Raw genomic sequence first — 19,465 nt, 5'->3', positions numbered from 1 at the left:
TGCGTAGTGAAAAGCAAGGTGAACGTCGTCTGTCGCTATCTGTAAATGATAGCGGTGGGCGACATTGCAGCAGATCTGAGCGTTCATCGCGCCCCGGATGCAGTCGGGTATAACTCTCTTCTGCGGCGTACCTTTTTCACGCTTCGATCAAAGCCTGCGCCTCCAGCTCGCGGACCCGCGGTATCACTTCGCGGCCAAAGAATTCGACCTCTTCATGAAAGTGCAGAAATGCCAGCAGCAGCAGATCCACACCGGCCTGCTTCAGTTCGATAATCCGTTCAGCAATCTGCTGCGGTGTGCCAATCAGATTGGTTTTAAAGCCGTCGTTGTACTGCACCAGATCCTCAAACGACGATTTCGCCCAGTTTCCCTCTCCTTCGGGTGAGGCACTGCCTGCATTTTTAACCTCATGCTGAAAGCCTTTTACCGCATCCGGGTTGGCTTTGCTGATGATCTCATGAAGCACCGCCTGCGCCTGCTGTTCGCTCTCGCGGGCAATCACAAAACCGTTCAGCCCGATTCTGACCTGATGCTGATTACGCCCGGCTTTTTCACGGATATCTGCGACCTGCAGACGAACGCCGTCCGGGGTATTACCGTTGGTAAAATACCAGTCTGAAACCCTGGCGGCCATGTCGCGCGCCGCGCGTGAACTGCCACCCTGGAAAATTTCCGGGAGCGGTGACAACGGCTTGGGTTTCATCACGTAATCGCGGAAGCGATAAAAATCGCCGGCAAAGCTAAAGCTCTCTTCACGCCAGATGCCCCGCAGGCAGCGAATAAACTCTTCTGAACGCAGATAGCGCTCTTCATGATCGAGCCAGGGTTCACCAATTGCCTTGAACTCGCCCCGGAACCAGCCGCTGACAATATTAACGGCGATGCGTGGACCATAAAGATGGCTGATAGTGGCAATCTGCTTTGCCGCCAATACCGGATTCCACGGGCCGGGAAGCAGAGCGGCAATCACTTTTAATTTCGAGGTGTGGCTGAGTAAATCCTGCGAGAATGTGACCGATTCATGCTGATTATCTGCGCCATATCCGGCAGTAAAGCGAATCTGCGTCAGCGCATAATCAAAACCCGCCTGTTCAGCGATCTGCGCCAGTTTGCGGTTATATTCGGCATCCCAGCGGGTACGCTGCTCTATCTGACTGATCACCAGTCCGCCCGAGACATTCGGCACCCAGTAGGCGAACTGTAAAGGTTGGTTCAGTGACATGGTTTTCTCCTGGCATATAGCTGGATTAATGGAACAATTAATTTTCCCAAACTTTCAGATATAAAAGAAAAGACCAAGCAGTAACCGTGCCAGAGCGTAATAGATTGATGTTACTGGATTAAAAACCAATGTTGCATAAAGTGGATGTTGCAAATGCAGCAACACGGAAACAGCCCGGTTGCCAATGCAGCAGCGCTTCATGACCGCGCGTAACTGCGGCGAGGCCAGGGGCATCTGAACCCGGCGGTATTCGCAGATAGCCGCAAAGCGATGTGATAACGTAGCGGCTCTGTTCAGGAGCCGGAGGGTACTATGATTGTCAGACAGGCATCGCCCGAAGAGGCGCACCATTTATGGAACATCAGAAATCTGGCCATTCGTCATGGCTGCCAGCATGTCTATCCATCCGATGTCCTTGCCGCCTGGACGCCGGACCGGATACCCGCCAGTTTTCCCGCGATGATCCGCGTGAATCCCTTCTTCGTGATTGATGGCCCGGACGGCGTACCGGTTGCTATGGGATCGCTGGATCTCGCCGCCGCGAGCGTTGAAGCCATTTTTACCCTACCCGGCTTCACCGGACAGGGAATGGCGGGCCTGATCATCGACACCATCAAAGCGGAGGCATTGCAGCGTGGCTACCGCCGGTTGACGCTCGAGTCAACGCCGAACGCCGTGAGCTTTTATCAGCAGTATGGCTTCCGGCAGCTGGGAGAAAGTCTTTATCCGTCAAAGCTGGCGGGCTGCGCGTTGCGCTGTATGGCGATGGAAATTGACCTGTAATTGCGGACAATCATCGGGCTGGCAATTAGCGGCAAAAGTTTCCGGTGCAAAGACTTCGCAAGCCCCCGCCGGTAAGGTATAGTCCGCGTTTTTTGGAGGAATCATGCTGACTGACTCATCAACTCGTCTTAATAAATACATCAGCGAGAGCGGTATCTGCTCCCGTCGTGACGCCGATCGTTACATCGAGCAGGGCAACGTTTTCATTAACGGCAAACGCGCCACTGTAGGCGCGCAGGTATTTGCAGGCGATGTGGTGAAGGTCAATGGTCAGCTTATCGAGCCGCGCGATGAAGACGATCTGGTGCTGATTGCCCTGAATAAGCCGGTGGGGATTATCACCACTATGGAAGAGGGCGAGCGCGATAACATCAGCGATTTCGTCAATCACAGCAAGCGCGTCTTCCCGATTGGCCGACTCGACAAAGATTCTCAGGGCCTGATTTTCCTTACCAACCACGGTGATCTGGTCAACAAGATACTGCGGGCCGGTAACAACCACGAAAAAGAGTATGTCGTTACGGTTGACAAGCCGATCACCGATGAGTTTATTGCCGGAATGAGCGCAGGCGTGCCGATGCTGGGCACGGTGACCAAAAAGTGCAAAGTGAAGAAAGAAGCGCCGTTTGTCTTTCGCATCACGCTGGTTCAGGGGCTGAATCGCCAGATCCGCCGCATGTGTAAGCATTTTGGCTTTGAAGTGACCAAGCTTGAGCGCACTCGCATCATGAACGTCAATCTCAAGGGATTGCCGCTGGGGGAATGGCGCGATCTCACTGACGACGAACTCGTTGAGCTGTTTAAACTGCTGGAGAACTCCTCCTCAGAAGATAAACCTGCGAAGAAAGCTAAAGCCCCGGCGAAACCGGCCGCCGCCAAAAAACCGCAGAAGAGTGCGGCGAAACCCGCTGAAAAAGCGGATGCTAACAGTGCCTCACGCAAGCGCTTTGTCCAGCCGGGACGTAAGAAGAAAGGGCGCTAATGCTGACCCGATGCAGAGAGCGACTTTCCTGCTCTCTGCATCTGTAATCAGCGGATCATCACGGAATGATCCGGGCCGCCCGGAAGTGGGCAAACAGATCGCAGAACATCTTATCTGTTGCGCGATAACCGTGGAATCCCGCCCGTCGCAGCTTGCTGCCGTCGCCAAACATGTCGTAATCCCAGCCAAAAACAAAATCAGCGAAGGCACCATCACTGAGCGCCAGAATATCGGGCTGGATCAGCGCGTTTGCAGCGGCGATTTCCTGCCACAGCGCACGATAATCCTGAAATAGCTGCCGGAAAGACAGCGAAACCGGCGGCGCGATCTCCAGTTCAAACCACGCTGCAATGACCGGCCATAGCTCACTCCAGCGCCAGAGATCGCCATTATTGATATTAAAGGCCTGATTGCGTGCGTCTGGAGTGCGCGCGGCCCAGATCGTCGCGTCGGCCAGCAGAGTGGCATCGGTAAAATCGACCATACTGTGCCAGGTTTCCGGCGAACCGGGAAAGCGTAAGGGCAGCCGCGCCGCGCGACAGATTGAAGCGTACAGCGCCAGGCTCAGCGCCAGGTTCATGCTGTTGCCCGGCCTGTCACTGCCGACCACACCGGGCCGCAGCGCACTCCAGTGCCAGGCTTTATCCTGCTGCCGGGCGGCCAGCCAGTTCAGCTGCGCGGCGTTAAACTCAGCACCCGGTACACCAGGATCGCTTTCCCGCGCAGGAGTCTTAAAGCGTCCGAGATGGGCGCCATACACCTTGTATCCCTGCATCAGGCTGACATGCTCAAGTGGGGCGACACCCTCCATGGTCTGAACCAGATTTTGCAGCATGGCAAGATTCGGCCCGACCATTGTTCCCCAGTCAGAAGCATTCAGCCAGGCGCTGTAAAAGATATGCGTGACGTCGGTGAGTGATGCCAGCCGTTGCTGGCACTGCTGGCTATCGCGCAGATCAACCGCAATCACCTCTGTGCCGCTGACTGCATAGTCTGACCGATGCGTTAGTGCTTTGACCTGCCAGTGGTCTGCTACCAGCGCCTGACTCAGTTGCTGACCGACAATCCCGCTGGCACCCGCCACCAGCGCAACCTTCTTATCCTGCGTTGTTTTCATGATCATTGCCCTGTTAAGAAAGAAGCTGCATTCTCACCTGCGTTTATTTCTGATTAAATCCCCTGAAACGGATGTCACTTATCAGGAAAATCAATAAATGCAGAACAAACTGAATGCGATTCAGACCTTCATCCGGGTTGCGGAAGCGGGATCTTTTTCGGCGGCGGCCCGGCAAAACGGCATGAAGCAGTCGGCGGTAAGCCAGCAGATTGCCGCGCTTGAAGAGGCGCTGGGGGTCGTTTTGCTGCACCGCACCACACGCAAAATGGCGCTGACGGAGCAGGGTCAGCATTATCTGCAGCAGGTCAGGCAGCTGCTCAGCGCGATGGAAGAGCTGGAGCAGCAACTACGGCCTGAGTCGCAGCCTCTTCACGGCAAACTCTATATGCAACTACCGAGCGGCATCGGGCAGCGGCTTATGCCGCATCTGATTGCATTCCAGCAGGCGCATCCCGCACTGCGTCTGAATATTGCGCTGGATGATCGCCTGTCGGATCTCATTGGTGAAGGCGTTGATGTGGCAATCCGCCTCAGCGAATCGCCGCCCGCCACACTGGCTGCCCGTTCACTCACCACGGTTGAAACCGTGCTGGTGGCTTCCCCTGAGTGGATAGCGCGAAACGGCACGCCGCAAACTCCCAGTGACCTGCAGCACCATCCCCACATACGTTTTAGCGGCGTATCGCCCGATGCGCCGCTGCAGCTGGTGTCCGCGACTACGAGGGTGTCAGTGCCGGTGGAAAGTGCTTTTCGCTCTAACAACAGTGATGCATTGATGCAGGCCCTTGAAGCGGGGCTGGGGATCGGTGGGTTACAAACACTTATCGGCGCAGACGCGCTGGCATCCGGCCGACTGGTGCGGGTTTTACCGGACTGGCGGCTTCCCGATCGCTATCTTTATGCTGTTTTCCCCGATGCCCGCTTTATCCCGGATAAAGTGCGGAAGCTGGTCACGTTGTTAACTCAGGAGCTGGTGCGGTTGCAGGGAACAGGGCAGAAACTCATCTGATGTGGTGAAGAAAAAATCAGGTCTGATTGAAATGCACCTGACTCAGGGGTAAAGTATGCCCAGGTTGGGGATAGGGAAATACTCAGCACATGGACGCACTATTCATCGATAAAGATTAACGCGACGATTTGACCAGGCAACAGCGTGATGCCCTGGCGACCGCGCTGAATGTGATCAAAAAAGGGCTGAGACATGACTGAACGCGATATCTTCAGTGAACTGATGACGGGTATGCAGGAGCTAAAGGATCATCAGGAGGGCAAAATTACGCTTAAGAGTTATAAGGTCACTAAGCGCGCCCCTGTAACTATTGCGCCGCAGGAGTTACGCGACGTACGCGAAAAACTGAACCTCTCACAGGCCGTATTCGCCCATTATCTTCATACTGGTGAAACAACATATCAAAACTGGGAACAGGGCAGGGCCAGACCTAACGCCCAGGCTGTTTTACTGATCCGCATGGTGCAGCAGAACCCTGAAACGCTGAAGACGCTCGCGAAGCTCTGACAGGCCAGCCCGTAAGGCTGGCATCCTGTTTCATTATGTATGCCTCCGGTTTCCCCTCTCTGACGAATTTAAAACGCTAACCCCTCTCCCCAATCCGATAGTCCGTTCCACGCCACCCGCCAGATTTTAATAGGGGTCACATTCAGACCAACGACACTTTTCACCCTGATCAGGGCGTGGCAGGATAAGCGCAATCTATCAAGGAGTGTGCCTGATGTTACTGAAAGGTATGAACGATCCGCTGCTGAAAGCGTATCAGCATCCCAAATCACGGATGATGATCAGCCGTTTCAGGGGGCTGGCGGGGGATCGAAGACTCAGTGACTGGCAGGCGTTCTGTATTCTGGTCACCGGCTTTACCAATTACTGGTATGTGCATGCAGGTCACTACACCATTAATGTCACACTGACTAAAACCCGCCAGTTCGACTTCCTGCAGGACTTTCTGCATTTCACGGTTACGCTGGATGGGTTAATTGGTGATGAACATTTTCGTAGTCCGGACTTTGTGCTGCCCCATTACGATGTGCCCTACGAATTCTGCCGCTGGCGTAACAAGCGCGGCTATGATGCGTTAACCACTTATATCAGTAAGCAGGGGTTGAAATCCCATAAAGGGATATTTGTCGCCTCAGAAGGGGCTTCCCCGGAAGAGCAGGTGATGAAATGGGAAGGTGTGGTCAACGTCTATGATAAAACCTTTTTTAGCGTGACTAACTTCAGCACCACTCAGGAATTTCTGATCAAAGACATCAGTAAATCCATACAGGAAGGATTGCTGAAGCACCTGAGTTTTTACCGCGATCTGTTTCACTATATCTTCCCCACACCGGCGGAGGCGCGGTTGCAGGCGCGCGATGACAGGCGCTATCTGGCGAAAAGATAGCGCCCGTGCATCTTTCGATCAAGTCAATGGGTTCAGCCGGGTCTGCTTAAACGTTGCAAACCCGATAGTCAGCTGACCTCTCAGCGGGGTTTACCACTTCATCTCGCCGGTATTGACTTTGGCGCTGAGTTCCAGTGAAGCCGGTTCTGCCAGTTTCGGCCAGGCGGCTTTCATGGCGGTAATCACCTGCGCTGAGGTTTTATGTTGCGCCAGCGCCGCTTCAAAACTCTTCAGATAATCCAGGGTGAAATCCACCGCCTGTGAACCGGCCGGACGGGCACCGAGATAGTGACCCGGAATCACGTTCTTCGCGTTCAGGGTCTGCATTTCGGTCAGGATATGACGCCATTCAGCGCGGCTCTGAACGGTCTGAGTGTCAGCCGTCCAGACATGAATGCCCGAGGAGAGGGCGGTACCGCCCAGAATGGTGCTCGCAGACGGGATCCAGATATAAGCGGCGTATTGCTCCGGATGACGCAGCTCCAGCACCTCGCCGTCGACGCTAAAGCGGGTCTGATGGGTCACTTCAGGCACAAACACCTTATCCGGCGCGCCCTGCTTCATCTGTAGACCCCAGTATTTCAGCTTGGCGTCATGCGTCTGCTGGATATGCTTCACCACCGCCGGCGCGGCAACCACCTTCACGTCCGGCCAGGCTTTAACAATTGGCTCCAGACCAAAGTAGAAATCGGGATCGCCAGAGGTAATCACAATTTCCTTTAGCGTTTTTCCGCTCTTTTTAATCATCTCTGCCAGTTTTTCACCGTCCCGGGTGCTGAACTGGGCATCAAACAGAATCGCTTCGGTTGGCCCACTAACCAGCGTTGAGGAGACGGCAAAGATGCCCTTTTCCTGCGGATTATAGGTTTGCAGTTGCAGGGTGGCCGCGCTGGCGGAGGCCGAGGCCAGCACCAGCATCACAGGTAACAGCATAGTTTTCATTGAGGATCCTCAGAGATAAATGCCCGATTCAGGCAGGCGTAACGGGCAATGTTCAGTATCAGTGGCGCTATTCTACGCATCTGGCTATCTGTTAGAATTCCCGCAATCAGAGATGCTGAGTTTCATAATCCGAACAGGTGGAGTGGATGGACAGAGTCACGGCGGCAGCCGTTTTCAACCGGATATGTGAACTGGGGAGCCTGAGTGCCGCCTCACGATCGCTCGGGATATCCCGACCAATGGTCAGCCGTTATCTGGAGGAGATGGAAAAGTGGGCGGGAACGCGTCTGCAGCATCGCTCTTCGCGCCAGCTGACCCTTACGCCTGCCGGTGAGGCGATCCTGCAAAAAACCCGTCAGCTGGCCCTGCTCTCAGAGGCGATCCAGCAGGAAACCACCCAGGGCGTACCGGCCGGAACGCTTCGCATCGCCTGCGCCCACTTTACGGCTCTTCATCTTGTCGGGCCGGTGATCCCCGATTTTCTGGCGCGTTATCCGGCACTGCGTATCGAGCTGGAAATTAACAATCAGCCGGTAAGCCTGATTGGTGAGCGCATCGATCTCGCTATTCGCATCACCGACTCGCCAGAACCGGGAGCTATCGCACGCCGTCTTGGCGAATGTTGTTCTGTACTCTGCGCCTCACCTGAGTATCTGCAAACGCGGGGCAATCCGGAAACCCCGGACGATCTGGCTCAGCATAACTGCCTCTACTACAGTCGCTTTGCCGGACAGAGCTGGCATTTTACGGCGGCTGGCGGGGAGAAAATCGCGGTTGCCGTCAGAGGAAATTTCAGTGCGGGTATCTCCTCACTGTTGTGTGACGCGGCGATTGCGCATTGCGGGATAGCGATGGTGCCTGAGCAGGAGGCTAGCCACGCACTGGAAGCAGGGAAGCTGGTAAAATTATTGCCCGATTATGAGCCGCAACGCATAGGCATATGGGGGCTTTACCTGTCGCGTGAACACCAGTCTGCCGCATTGCGGCTGATGCTGGATGAGCTGCAAATCACAATCCAGAACCGGTGATCAGAGGGGCGAGTAACCGATCAACATGGAACCTTACTATGAGTGATAATCAAACCCTTTACTGGAACCCTATGGTGCCAGAACTGACCGTCACTGACTTTACCGCTTCGCTGCATTTTTACACCGTGGTGCTGGGTTTCAGTGTGAGAATTCAGCGCCAGCAGCCTGATTTTGCTTACCTCTGCTATGGAGAGGTGCAATTGATGATTGAGCAGTTCCATCCGCAGGGCTGGAACATAGCCGATCTGCGCTGGCCGCTGGGGCGGGGTATTAATTTCCAGATTGAAGTCGATGATGTTCAGGCTGTGCTGACGCGTTTGCAGCAGCATGGCGTTCCGCTCTTTCGGGCGCTACGGGATAACTATTACGACACCGGTGAGACCACCGCCTGTCAGCGGGAGTTTCTGGTGCAGGACCCCGATGGTTATCTGCTGCGTTTCAGCCAGTATCTGGAATAAGCTGAATGTTTTTGGCAATATTAATCAGCAGGAGAATGGCTTGAGTAAAATAGACATTCTCTTCGGATATTTTTATATTGACTGTTCAATCATGATCAATGGAAGCCTTTAATAGCAGCGTAGTGAAGTCATCTAAAGCGCGAAGAGTTACCTGCTGTTTACCACCGTCACATTAATCATGACCTTTTCCACTAACGGAAGGCGCTATGAATAGCGTGTTAACTATTGCAAAGCGTCATTAAGTCACAGGTAGCCGTGATTTGCTGCTACAAGGCCATAATAAAAAATGAATGTAAGAAAGAAAATTTATCCAGCGATGGTCTACACTCTCGTTAGCTGGCTGGATTAGGATTATTCTTAACAAAAGTTTTTTAAGGGATTTCATTGGGCTAAGCGTTCGTACATTTACATTTATTCGTTCACTCAGCACTTAATCTTTGGGAATGTGAGCCGATAACAGGTGATACATACTCAGGAGGACGCACAATGAAATCTTTTTTATCTGTCTGCATTAGCACGTTGCTGATTGCCCTGGCCGGACCGGTTATTGCGGATTCAAATTCAGGCATGCTCACCTTCAGCGGAGCCATTACTAATGGTTCATGTAATATGAATGTCGGAAAAAATCCTGTCGTGTTTGACTGTTATGATCCCGCCCGTGGTAAGGCTGTGGTCACTACTGCTGACCTGATGAATCCCGAATCGCTGACCAAATTACCTCTGGAAGTAAAAATGCACTGGTTTAATCCTGAAAAGAGCAAAGGGATACTTTACGTTACCTATCTTTAACGCTTCTCTTGAGGTTTTATTCTGAACGACAGTGCAATGCCTTAGCAGCAACGGTGACATGGAACCTAAAGATATAAACCCATAGCCAATACAGGGTTTATCATTAAGTCACTAAGAGTCAGTGAAGTATCTTTTTTGAAATTTTTAAGTCAGCATCGGGGAATTCATTTTACCGGATTGATCATCAGATAGTGTGCGCATCTTATTAAACCCCTGCATAATTAAGGGTTAACACGCGTTGCATCTGTTGATATGCAGAAAAACCCACCTTTGCTGTCAAAGGTGGGTTTAATTTATAAAAAGCTTGCGTGAAGATCAGTAAGAGTCAGAAGAGCGCTGAGTAAAATATTTCGTATTCTGACGCTTCTCCTTTTTACGACGCAGCACCAGGCTGGTGGTAATAATCAGCAGTGTCAAACCGCCGGTTGCCAGTAATTCAGCCTGATGTTTCGCATCAAACAACATGATTACCAGCACCGTGACGATAAACAGGATAGTGACCCACGTCAGGCCAGGAAATAACCACATCCGGTAACTCAGGACTTCACCCGCTTTCTCGCGCTTTTTACGCAGCACCAGGTGGGACGCAGCGATCACCAGATAGACCAGCAGTGCAATCGCTCCCGACGTGGCCAGTAAAAATTCAAACACCACGCTGGGCGCCAGATAATTGGCGATCACCGCCAGAAATGCAGCCGCGGTAGAGAGCAGCACAGCAATCCACGGCGTGCCGCTGCGATTGGTGCGTGAGGCAGCCGCCGGTGCATCTTTGCGGCGTGACAGGGAGTAGAGCATGCGCGATGAGGTATAAAGCGCAGAGTTAAGACAACTGCACACCGCCATCAGTACCACCAGATCGACAATCAGTCGGGCGTGCGGGATGTTCATCGCCTGTAACACCGTCTGCCATGAACCCTGTTCAACCAGTCCTGGCGCATTCCACGGCACCAGCGCCACTACAAAGAAAATCGACAGCAGATAGAACAGTGCAATACGCCAGATGACGGAGTTAGTTGCCTGAGTAATCTGCTTGCCGGGATTCTTCGACTCTGCGGCGGCAATCGTGACAATTTCTGTGCCCATAAAAGAGAACATGGTGGTCAGGATGGCAGCCACGACCGCGCCGATACCATTCGGCATAAATCCGTGAGTGTCATAGAGATGCGACAGGCCGCTGGTATTGCTGTCAGGCAGCAGACCAAACACTGCCGCACCTGCTACGCCCAGGAACAGGATGATGGCAACGACCTTGATCAATGCAAACCAGAACTCAAACTCACCATAATTTTTCACGCTGAGCAGATTAGTAATGGTCAGCAACAGGGTGATAGCAAACGTGAACTGCCAGATGGCGACATCGGGGAACCAGGCATGAAGAATGGTTCCCGCAGCGTTGGCTTCCAGCGGGATCACCAGCACCCAGAACCACCAGTAGAGCCAGCCGATGGTAAATCCGGCCCAGCGTCCCAGCGCTTTATCGGCGTAGGTTGAGAACGAACCTGAATCGGGTGAGGCGACGGCCATCTCGGCCAGCATCCGCATAATCAGGACCACCAGCGCACCGGCAGCGGCATAAGAGATCAACACCGCGGGGCCCGCTTCAGAAATAGCATGGCCGGAGCCAACAAATAGCCCGGCGCCAATCACGCCCGCAATTGAGAGCATACGCACGTGGCGCGGTTTCAGGTTTTGAGCCAGCGAATCTGCATTCGCACTCTGAGTCATCGTCATGTAAATGTCTCCTGTCGACGTCCGGCCTGGATGGCCGGACGAACGGGGATGAACTTGCGTTAACGCGTCAGCGAAATCAGGCCGGGACGACGGGATGTCCGGCGGGTGCGACACAGTGATCGATCACCGTGGAGAGAATGGTCAGCGCCTGGCTGAACTGCGCATCCGGAATGGTGAGCGGGTAGAGGAAGCGGATGACGTTGCCTTTGGCTCCGCAGGTCAGCAGCAGCAAGCCCTGTTCCATCGCCATCTTCTGAACCGCCTGCGCGGTGCTGGCCTGATAGAACTCCATCGCCACCATCGAACCCAGCGCACGCACTTCAGCAATGTCCGGATGTTTGCGTTGATGTTCCTGGAGTTCTGCTTCAAGCCGGGCACCGAGATCAACGGCGCGCTGGCAGAGCTGCTCCTCTTCTATTACATCCAGCACCGCATGGGCCGAGGCGATAGCCAGCGGGTTTCCGGCATAGGTTCCGCCCAGCCCACCTGGTGCAGGTGCATCCATCACCTCTGCACGACCGGCGACCGCGGAGAGCGGCATCCCGCCTGCCAGGCTTTTCGCCATGGTGATGATATCGGCCTTCACCGGGTAGTGTTCCATGGCAAACAGCTTGCCGGTACGGGCAAATCCACTCTGGACTTCATCCGCAATCAGCAGAATACCGTGACGGTCAGCCAGCTCCCGCAACTGCACCATAAACTCTGCAGGTGCCGCATGGAATCCACCTTCGCCCTGCACCGGCTCCAGCACGATCGCGGCGACATCATGGGGCGCAATGTCCTGCGTAAAAATTTCTTCAAGGCTGGTCAGTGCCGCCTCGATGCTGATCCCCTGAACCGCGCTGGGATAGCGTGCATGGAAGACTGACGGCGGCATCGGGCCGAAATCCCGCTTGTAAGGCGCCACTTTTCCGGTCATCGCCATGGTCATAAAGGTGCGGCCATGGAATGCGTTACCAAAGGTGATGATGCCGTGGCGGCGGGTATAGGCACGCGCCACTTTTACGGCATTTTCTACCGCTTCCGCCCCGGTGGTGAAGAAGGCCGTTTTCGCCGCACCGGCGATGGGAACCCGCTGATTAATACGCTCGGCCAGTGCGATGTAGCTTTCGTAAGGGGTGATCTGGAAAGCCGTATGGGTAAACTTTGTTAATTGATCGGCAATCGCCTGTTCAATGCGTGGATGGCGGTGGCCGGTGTTCAGTACCGCGATGCCGCCCGCGAAGTCAATCCAGCTATTACCCTCCTGATCCCATAAGGTGGCGTTCTCTGCCCGGGCAACGTACCAGTCGCACAGCGTACCGATACCTTTGGGGAGAGCCTGTGCTTTGCGCTGCTGCAACAGGTTATTTTTTTCGCTCATTTATTCCACCTCGTTAATATGCGTGTTTACAATTCCCGACAAACACGTTTATTTATGCCTGAGGCGTGGTGAGTTGCCAGAGCCAATTGTCAGAGGAAAGGTGGAGCCAATTGCGACTCTTATACGCAGATCATCTATTAGCGCGGTTACAGTTTTTAAGAACTGGCTCATTACATCAGCGGCTGCTGAACTGCATGCAGGCCGCGATCGCTGAAGAGGTGTTTCCGCGCGGAAGCCGTTTACCGCCAACCCGCGATCTGGCTCGCGAACTGGGCGTGTCGCGAAACACGGTTATGCATGTATATGAGAGCCTGATGGCGCAGGGCTATGTTACCGCGCGGACCGGCAGCGGCACCTGGATTGCAGAGACGCTGCCGGAAAACTCTCTGCAGAGCGATGCGATAGCCGACCTTCAGGCGGTGAAGGCGCAACGACCGGCAACGCTGTCGAAGCGTGGCGCCAGTCTGCTGGGGCACGCTACAGCATCGCCTTACCAGTGGGGCGCGTTTGTCCCCGGCGCGCCCGATGTGACCGAATTCCCCCACAAGCTGTTTAGTCAGATTCAGGCGCGTCTGAATCGCGAACCTGACGTTCACCGCCTGGTCTACAGCAGCGGCGGTGGCTGTCCCGATCTGCGCCATGCGCTGGTGGATTATCTGCGGGTGGCACGTTCAGTTCAGGCCGATGCTGACCAGATCCTGATCACCGAAGGGGTTCATCAGGCGGTTGATCTGGTGACGCGGGTGTTGTGCGATCCTGGCGATCGGGTCTGGATGGAGGAGCCTGGCTACTGGGGAACGCGCAATCTGCTGCGCATGAATGGCCTGAAGATTCGGGCGATGCCCGTGGATGAGCAGGGACTGGTGCCGGACAGCGGTCCGGCACCAAAGATGGTGTTTGTGACGCCCTCTCATCAATATCCGCTGGGTGTGCATCTGAGCCTGGCCCGTCGTCAGGCATTGCTCTCTCTGGCTCGACGCCATCAGAGCTGGATTGTGGAAGATGACTACGACAGCGAATTTCGTTTTTCCGGCCAGCCTCATCCCTCACTGCAGGGGCTGGAAGCGGATGCGCCGGTCATTTACATGGGAACGTTCAGCAAAACGCTCTATCCCGCGCTGCGCATTGGCTACATGGTGGTGCCGAAACCGCTGGCACAGCCGTTGCGCATCGCCGCGGCAGAGCTCTATCGCGGCGGACATCTGCTGATTCAGCGTGCGCTGGCGGAGTTTATCCGGCTGGGCCATTACATGGAGCATATCCGCCGGATGCGCCTGCTTTACCGCCAGCGGCGGCAGTTTCTCTGCAGGCTGATCGAGCGCTATCTGGGGCCAGCCTTTTTACCGGCATTCAATCATGAAGCGGGACTGCATCTGGTGATCCCGCTGCCAGCAGGCGCGGATGACGTGGCGATAGCCGCGGAGGCGCTAAAGCGCGGCGTCAAAGTACGGCCACTTTCGCAATATTATATGCACCCTCAGGAGGCGCGCGGATTGCTGCTGGGTTACGCCTGCGTCAATGAGCGGCAGTGTCAGGATGCGTTTGGCACACTTAAAGCCTGTCTTGCGTCCGCCGGAATGATATTCACTCCGCAGCGCTAGCGGGTTCAGGGGCGCTTGTTTTGAAGGAGGGCGGTTTTACTGCCGCCTCTGTGCTAACGCATTGACATTTAATCAGAGTCACCGAGAATACTCCTCTTTGCGCCCCGACCAGACAATACTGGAGTCTATCATCGCCTTTAAACCCTTTACTGCACCGGCCCGTGCGGCTATTAAGCGAGGCGCCGCGCTGGCTGCCGCGTTGTTGCTGGTCAGTTGCGCATCTGAGCCGCCGAAATCGCTGGTCACACCTTTTCCGCCCGTGACGAAACAGCCGCTACCGACGCCTGGCAAGCCAGCACATCCTCATGCGCAGGAACCGATGCGGGGCGTCTGGTTAGCCACGGTTTCACGTCTTGACTGGCCGCCGGTTGCCTCGGTGAATGGCACCAATCCGGCGCAGCGTATCCGCCAGCAGCAGCAATCGCTGATCGACAAGCTGGATAAGCTGAAAAGCCTGGGCATCAACACAGTGTTTTTCCAGGTTAAGCCTGATGCCACTGCGCTCTGGCCCTCAAAAATCCTCCCCTGGTCAGATATGCTGACAGGAAAAATTGGTGAAGATCCGGGCTATGATCCGCTGCAGTTTATGCTTGATGAGGCGCATAAGCGCGGTATCAAAGTCCATGCCTGGTTCAACCCTTACCGGGTGTCGGTAAACACTAAATCGTCTACCGTCAGCGAACTCAACCGCACGCTGTCACTGCATCCGGCCAGCGTTTTTGTGCTGCATCGCGACTGGATCCGCACTGCAGGCGATCGCTATGTGCTCGATCCGGGTATCCCTGAGGCGCGTGACTGGATCACCAGTATTGTGGCCGAGGTGGTGGCGCGTTATCCCATCGATGGTGTGCAGTTCGATGACTACTTCTATGCGGAATCTGCCGGTTCACTGCTCAACGATAATCAGACCTTCAGCCGCTACGGTCAGGGGTTTGCCAGCAAAGCGGACTGGCGGCGTCACAATACTCAGCAGCTGATTGAGCAGGTGTCACGTACCATCAAACAACTGAAGCCGAACGTGGAGTTTGGTGTCAGCCCGGCGGGCGTCTGGCGTAATCTGTCGCATGATCCTGCCGGTTCCGATACCCGCGGAGCGGCGGCGTATGATGAAGCTTTTGCCGATACCCGCCGCTGGGTGCAGCAGGGCTTGCTGGATTACATTGCACCTCAGCTCTACTGGCCTTTTTCCCGTCAGGCGGCCCGATACGATGTGCTGGCAAACTGGTGGGCAGAGGTCGTGAAACCGACCAAAACCCGGCTCTACATCGGCCTTGCTCTCTATAAAGTGGGCGAGCCGTCAAAAGTTGAGCCTGACTGGACACAGCAGGGCGGCGTACCGGAGCTGAAAAAGCAGCTCGACCTTAATGAATCGAACCCCAATATTGATGGCACGATTCTGTTCAGAGAGAACTATCTGAATCAGCCGCAGACTCAGCAGACGGTAAGCTATCTTAAAGGCCGCTGGGGAGGCTGAGAAACGCCGCGACAGCATGACCAGTGCGGTTAAGTTTTTCCCTGTGACTTGCTGCTATTCTTGCGCTTTATATGGGAGGAACCATGAGCGAACTGATTGATATTTTTACAAGTCACAAAAGTGAACGCAGTTTCACTGAGCAACCTGTCGATGAAGCTGTGCTGGATCGGATTATCAGTACCGCTTATCGCGCACCGACATCAGTAAACTCGCAGCAGGTTTCTGTGGTGATCACGCGTGATGCCGGACGTCGCGCACAGATCGCCGCCATTGCAGGCGGTCAGCCGTGGATTGCCAAAGCACCGGTGTTTATCACCTTTGTACTGGATATGCATAAATCAGCCGTGGGAATGGCCGCTGTCGATCAGCAGCAGATCGCCCATCAGAGCATTGAGAGTATCGTGTCGGGTTCTACTGATATCGGTATCGCGCTGGGATCGGTAATGGCGGCTGCGCGTGCCGAAGGTCTGGGGATTGTGCCCATTGGCGGTATCCGTCGCGACCCGCAGGCGATGATTTCACTGCTGGAGCTGCCGCCACTGACCTTCCCGGTAGCGGGTGTGGTAATCGGTCACGTAGACGAACCGGCTCATCAGAAACCACGTCTGCCTCTGGCGACGTTCCGCCATAACGAGACTTACCAGACGCAGGGTCTGGAGCAGCAGATTGCGGCCTACAACGATGAGATGGTTCAGCACTGGAAGACGATTGGTCGTAATGACGGTGAGAGCTGGAGCGAAAGCGTCAGCGGTTACTATAAAAACATCTACTTCCCGAATGTACTGCCAGCACTGCTGAAGCAGGGTTTTGGCACAGATAAATAGTTCGCTCTCGTTATTGAGTGAATAGAAAAAGGCCATCCGTAGCGTTTACGGGTGGCCTTTTTCATTTTGTTACTATAACGAAAGGTGACTTTCCACGGCGTAACACATAATTTCCCTTTTAACCGAAGCGCAACTGCCTCTAACACTTACCTTCCAGGGAAATAACATGTCTCAGCGTTCACTCTACGCGCTCTGTTTAATGAGCTTTTTTCTGGCCGATGTCCGCGACGGCCTGGGACCATTTCTGGGCATCTTTCTTACGGAGCGACACTGGCGACCCGACGAAATCGGTCTGGTAATGACCTGTGGCGGTATCGCCGGATTACTTGCCACGCTACCGGCAGGGATCGCCGCCGATGCGACCCGCCATAAAAAAATCATTGTGCTGCTGGGCTGTCTGGTGATTACCGTTGCCACGCTGCTGCTGTGGTACAGCAATCAGACCTGGACGGCGATGGTCTCGCAGGTTGTAGCCGGCCTGGCTGCGGCGTTTATCGGCCCGACGGTGGCGGGGATCACCTTAGGGCTCACGGGTCAGCGCGGCTTTAACCAGCAGATGGGACGCAATGAGGCGTTTAATCATGGCGGGAATACGATTGCTGCATTGCTGGCCGGTTTTTCAGCCTGGTACTGGGGCATGGGTGCCGTTTTCATTCTTATGACGGTAATGGCGGTTTTCGCTGCTTTCGCTACGCTGGCAATTCGCGGAAATGAGATCGATAACGATGTGGCGCGCGGTTATGAACCGCATGAAGAGCGTCAGCCAGCGCTGCACTTATCAATGTTGTTGCGAAACCCGGCGCTGATGATCGCCGGTTTGACGCTGCTGCTGTTTCATCTTGCCAATGCCGCGCTGCTGCCGATGCTGAGCATGCGCGTCGCCTCGGCAGGCGGCCAGGCGGCGATCAGTCCGGGCCTTTACGCGGCGGCAACGGTGGTGATTTCCCAACTGGTGATGATCCCGGTCGCGCTGTGGGTATCTAAACGCGTTGATACGCACGGCTATCGCCTGTTTATCATGATCGCCCTGATGATATTACCGCTGCGCGCGGTTCTCGCCGCCGGCTTTGCCGGGCCAATTTTTGTCATTCCGGTTCAGGTTCTGGATGGTATTGCGGCTGGGATTCTCGGTGTGGCAGTGCCAGGCTATATTGTCTCCCTGCTGCGGGGTACGGGGCATGTTAACGCCGGGCAAAGCGTTATTATGCTGATGCAGGGCGCAGGTGCCGCGCTGAGTCCCGCCATGACGGGCATGATCGCCGCACGTTATTCTTACAGCACCGCGTTTGCGGTACTCGGCGCAATTGCGCTGGCAGCGCTGATTCTATGGTGGCGCACCAGTAGCGCCCCAGCCGCCCGTCTGGCCTGATCGGACACAAAAAAGGCTGCCCATTGGGCAGCCTCTTCTGGCAAATCCGTTTGCGACCATCCGTTATTTATACAGTTCTGCGGTCATGTGAACACGGTTGTTGGTGTTCGCTTCCGTAATTTTATACTGCGCACCCTGTTCCTGAGCCTGAGCAGCAATTTTTGATTCTGCGCCATCCAGTGTGGATGAGGTGACAGAAACGCTCTCGGCAAAGCTGCCAAATGAGATCAGAGAAAGAGTTGCGAGTGCGGCGATTGAAAGTGCTTTTACGTTTTTCATGGTCATATTCCTGAGTTATGAATTGGGAGGATGTTTGCCTCCGATGGGAATAATAGTAACTCAGGTTATGATATCAATATTAACTATTAGTGCGGCAATGGTGATCGTGCTAATTGTTTATCTGGGGATCAGACAGCGACTGTGCCGTCTCTGTAATCAACGTCCTGAACCAGCGATGGGCAGGATCGTCGCGATAGCGTGCATGCCAGCCCATTTCAACCGGAAAGGTGCCCAGGTCAACCGGCGCGGGAATGATTCTGAGCCGCTGATCGCGTGAAAGGTGCTGACAGATCAAACGCGGCAGGGTCGCGCAGTAGTCCGTGACCGCAATCATTTCCGGCACGGCCAGAAAGTGGGTGACGGAGACTGCAACCTGACGACGCAGGCCGCGCTGCTCAAGCGCCTGATATAACCCAGCGCGCATACGGCCAGGTGGCAGAACGTTGACGTGCTTTAACTGCTCATATTGCTCTGCGCTGAGGTTTTCGCCCACCAGCGGATGATCGGCGCGTATCACGCAGGCCAGACCTTCATTCATCAGGTGCTGAACGACGAGATTATCGGGCGGCTCCACGATACGGCCCAGCACCATATCGGTATTACCTGAAATCACACCGGTTTCAGTGACGTCATTGCCAAAAGGAGTGAGGCGGAGTCGGATGCCGGGCGCACAGCTCCTCAGGCGGGCCACGATGGCAGGCATCATGATGAATTCGACATAGCTGTTAGGCGCAAGCGTGAAGAGCCGGGTGGCATGAAGCGGATCAAAGTCCTGCTGGCCAAGAATAACCTTGTCGATCGATGACAGCGCAGCACCGACCACCTGAGCCAGCTGTTCCGCTTTCGGCGTCGGCCGCATCCCGTAACGTTCGCGGATAAATAGCGGATCGTTGAGCGTTTCACGCAGCCGGTTTAATGCATTAGAAAGCGCCGGCTGGGTTATGCCAAGCCGTTCCGCTGCGCGGGTAACGTTGCGCTCCTCCATCATGACCAGCAAAACTGGCAGTAAATTCAGATCGTATTTCATTAAGCTATAATGCTATGTGAATAACTGAAATTGAAGAAATAAATTTCATAAATATTCGTAACCCCGCCATGATT

19 protein-coding genes are annotated in these 19,465 nt (G+C 54.7%); 12 read left to right on the top strand and 7 right to left on the bottom strand.

Annotation, left to right across the window (positions count from 1 at the left end):
- Positions 1-136: 136 nt before the first annotated feature.
- On the bottom strand, positions 137-1,222 hold the full coding sequence (gene sfnG / locus LC417_RS13250) for a dimethylsulfone monooxygenase SfnG (protein WP_031594135.1): 1,086 nt from the start codon (positions 1,220-1,222) through the stop codon (positions 137-139).
- Between the two features lie 312 nt (positions 1,223-1,534).
- Between sfnG and LC417_RS13245 the strand changes: the two genes are divergently transcribed.
- Entirely contained in the window at positions 1,535-2,005 is a 471-nt protein-coding gene (locus LC417_RS13245) for a GNAT family N-acetyltransferase (RefSeq protein ID WP_223565994.1), read from the top strand.
- 103 nt (positions 2,006-2,108) lie between these two features.
- Positions 2,109-2,987 (top strand): 23S rRNA pseudouridine(2604) synthase RluF, encoded by an 879-nt coding sequence (rluF, locus tag LC417_RS13240; protein ID WP_143789336.1) that lies wholly within the window; start codon positions 2,109-2,111, stop codon positions 2,985-2,987.
- 58 nt (positions 2,988-3,045) lie between these two features.
- Here the strand turns inward: rluF and LC417_RS13235 are convergent, their stop codons facing one another.
- A complete protein-coding gene (locus LC417_RS13235) occupies positions 3,046-4,104 on the bottom strand; it encodes an SDR family oxidoreductase (protein WP_223565993.1) in 1,059 nt (352 codons plus the stop codon).
- 97 nt (positions 4,105-4,201) lie between these two features.
- On the opposite strand from LC417_RS13235, the gene LC417_RS13230 reads away from it, so the two are divergent.
- The 3 genes from LC417_RS13230 (at position 4,202) to LC417_RS13220 (ending at position 6,506) form a co-directional block, all read left to right on the top strand.
- The gene (locus tag LC417_RS13230; RefSeq protein WP_223565992.1) at positions 4,202-5,113 is read left to right on the top strand and encodes a LysR family transcriptional regulator; all 912 of its coding nucleotides are present in this window, start codon (positions 4,202-4,204) and stop codon (positions 5,111-5,113) included.
- 192 nt (positions 5,114-5,305) lie between these two features.
- Positions 5,306-5,620 (top strand): DNA-binding transcriptional regulator, encoded by a 315-nt coding sequence (locus LC417_RS13225; protein ID WP_069026836.1) that lies wholly within the window; start codon positions 5,306-5,308, stop codon positions 5,618-5,620.
- Between the two features lie 214 nt (positions 5,621-5,834).
- Positions 5,835-6,506, top strand: a complete 672-nt coding sequence (locus LC417_RS13220) for a hypothetical protein (protein ID WP_223565991.1) — start codon at positions 5,835-5,837, stop codon at positions 6,504-6,506.
- 90 nt (positions 6,507-6,596) lie between these two features.
- Here the strand turns inward: LC417_RS13220 and LC417_RS13215 are convergent, their stop codons facing one another.
- Entirely contained in the window at positions 6,597-7,448 is an 852-nt protein-coding gene (locus tag LC417_RS13215) for a Vmh family MBL fold metallo-hydrolase (protein ID WP_223565990.1), read from the bottom strand.
- Positions 7,449-7,594: 146 nt separating this feature from the next.
- On the opposite strand from LC417_RS13215, the gene LC417_RS13210 reads away from it, so the two are divergent.
- The 3 genes from LC417_RS13210 to LC417_RS13200 all read left to right on the top strand — a co-directional run bounded on the left by LC417_RS13210 (position 7,595) and on the right by LC417_RS13200 (position 9,723).
- A complete protein-coding gene (locus LC417_RS13210) occupies positions 7,595-8,476 on the top strand; it encodes a LysR family transcriptional regulator (protein ID WP_223565989.1) in 882 nt (293 codons plus the stop codon).
- A gap of 38 nt (positions 8,477-8,514) precedes the next feature.
- Positions 8,515-8,934: a VOC family protein gene (locus LC417_RS13205; RefSeq protein WP_223565988.1), complete on the top strand. Its 420-nt coding sequence runs from the start codon at positions 8,515-8,517 to the stop codon at positions 8,932-8,934.
- Between the two features lie 486 nt (positions 8,935-9,420).
- Positions 9,421-9,723 (top strand): hypothetical protein, encoded by a 303-nt coding sequence (locus LC417_RS13200; protein WP_022624523.1) that lies wholly within the window; start codon positions 9,421-9,423, stop codon positions 9,721-9,723.
- A gap of 315 nt (positions 9,724-10,038) precedes the next feature.
- Here LC417_RS13200 and gabP read toward each other — a convergent pair whose 3' ends face one another.
- Entirely contained in the window at positions 10,039-11,454 is a 1,416-nt protein-coding gene (gene gabP, locus LC417_RS13195) for a GABA permease (protein ID WP_033760702.1), read from the bottom strand.
- Positions 11,455-11,530: 76 nt separating this feature from the next.
- Entirely contained in the window at positions 11,531-12,817 is a 1,287-nt protein-coding gene (gene gabT / locus LC417_RS13190) for a 4-aminobutyrate--2-oxoglutarate transaminase (RefSeq protein ID WP_033760699.1), read from the bottom strand.
- 110 nt (positions 12,818-12,927) lie between these two features.
- Here gabT and LC417_RS13185 point away from each other — a divergent pair, with 110 nt between their 5' ends.
- The 4 genes from LC417_RS13185 to LC417_RS13170 all read left to right on the top strand — a co-directional run bounded on the left by LC417_RS13185 (position 12,928) and on the right by LC417_RS13170 (position 18,085).
- Entirely contained in the window at positions 12,928-14,418 is a 1,491-nt protein-coding gene (locus LC417_RS13185; protein ID WP_223565987.1) for a PLP-dependent aminotransferase family protein, read from the top strand.
- Positions 14,419-14,515: 97 nt separating this feature from the next.
- On the top strand, positions 14,516-15,892 hold the full coding sequence (locus LC417_RS13180) for a glycoside hydrolase family 10 protein (RefSeq protein ID WP_223565986.1): 1,377 nt from the start codon (positions 14,516-14,518) through the stop codon (positions 15,890-15,892).
- An 83-nt stretch (positions 15,893-15,975) separates the two neighbouring features.
- Positions 15,976-16,716 carry a nitroreductase family protein gene (locus tag LC417_RS13175; protein WP_223565985.1) on the top strand — a complete coding sequence of 247 codons (741 nt, stop codon included), beginning with the start codon at positions 15,976-15,978 and terminating at the stop codon, positions 16,714-16,716.
- 166 nt (positions 16,717-16,882) lie between these two features.
- Positions 16,883-18,085, top strand: a complete 1,203-nt coding sequence (locus LC417_RS13170; RefSeq protein WP_223565984.1) for an MFS transporter — start codon at positions 16,883-16,885, stop codon at positions 18,083-18,085.
- Between the two features lie 63 nt (positions 18,086-18,148).
- Here the strand turns inward: LC417_RS13170 and LC417_RS13165 are convergent, their stop codons facing one another.
- Together LC417_RS13165 and LC417_RS13160 are read right to left on the bottom strand one after the other, a co-directional pair.
- Positions 18,149-18,364, bottom strand: coding sequence for a YdgH/BhsA/McbA-like domain containing protein (locus LC417_RS13165; RefSeq protein WP_010246960.1), 216 nt, complete (start codon positions 18,362-18,364; stop codon positions 18,149-18,151).
- Between the two features lie 109 nt (positions 18,365-18,473).
- Complete coding sequence (locus tag LC417_RS13160; RefSeq protein WP_060679309.1) at positions 18,474-19,391, bottom strand: LysR substrate-binding domain-containing protein; 918 nt, start codon at positions 19,389-19,391, stop codon at positions 18,474-18,476.
- Positions 19,392-19,465 lie beyond the last annotated feature (74 nt).

Source organism: Pantoea sp. OVA07A (genome assembly GCF_019969975.1).
GTDB lineage: Bacteria > Pseudomonadota > Gammaproteobacteria > Enterobacterales > Enterobacteriaceae > Pantoea > Pantoea agglomerans.
This window is presented reverse-complemented; position numbering and strand designations above follow the sequence as displayed.